Here is a 928-nt window from a genome sequence, read left to right on the forward strand (position 1 = left end):
CCAATATCTTTTGGCGCATACCAATTCCGGGTTCCGGAAATGCTGAACCATCTGATAGTATTCAATAAAAAATACATCTATGGCATCGTAGGCGGTGTATTCATTTCGAATCTGCTATTTTCACCCATGGTTCCGTTTGACTTGATTTTCGGGGTCGGGCAATCCATACTCGCCCTGCTGCTGGTCATTTTTGTTTCGCGGTTCATTAAAAGTATCCAAGGACGGATGATCGCGACGATTATCTTTTTCACGTTCACAATGTTCTTGATTGCAATAGAACTGAACCTTGCCTTGGACTTACCGCTTTGGTTAAGCTGGGGCACCACAGCTGTTGGTGAATTCGTTGTCCTTTTGGTTGGTGCGCCAATCATTTATGCAATGAACAAAAGAATTCAGTTTGAAAAGTGGCTTTAAAGGAATCATCGCTTCCTGAACCTACTATACTGTAAAAGAGCTGTCTGCATTTTGCGACAGCTCTTTTTTCACCAATGAACCTGAAGCTGGTAAACTATAAGTAAGAATGGTGGTGACCCTTTGAAAAAATTCCTGACTTTGATTGTTCTGTTGGGTATTGCAATATTCATTTACACAAATGCAGAATTATTCACTTTAGTATGGAAAAGTGACCTGGAGTCAGTTATTGGCATCTTGAAGGATAACCTCTCGCTCACCTTTTTGGTCACATTCGTATTGATGTTTGTCCAAAATTCATTTACGATCATCCCATTAATTTTGCTCCTGACGATCAATGTCACGATATTTGGCTTCTTATATGGTTACCTTTGGAGTTGGTTGACGAGTGTAGTAGCATCAGGATTGATCTTCTATGCTGCAAGAAACTGGTTTCAAGACCTTCTTTTGAAGAAGCTGGACAAAAAATGGCAAGAAAGTGTTGTGGAGCACGGTTTTATGTATGTCTTTACCGGAA

At 40.4% G+C, this 928-nt stretch carries 1 protein-coding gene and 1 pseudogene; both read left to right on the top strand.

Annotation, left to right across the window (positions count from 1 at the left end):
- A partial coding sequence (locus CVN76_RS01150) for a QueT transporter family protein (RefSeq protein ID WP_100530112.1) occupies window positions 1–414 on the top strand: 414 nt, incomplete at its 5' end.
- Window positions 415–534: 120 nt separating this feature from the next.
- Window positions 535–928 (top strand): annotated as a pseudogene (locus CVN76_RS01155) (TVP38/TMEM64 family protein); the annotation flags it as partial.

Source organism: Bacillus sp. mrc49 (assembly GCF_002803435.1).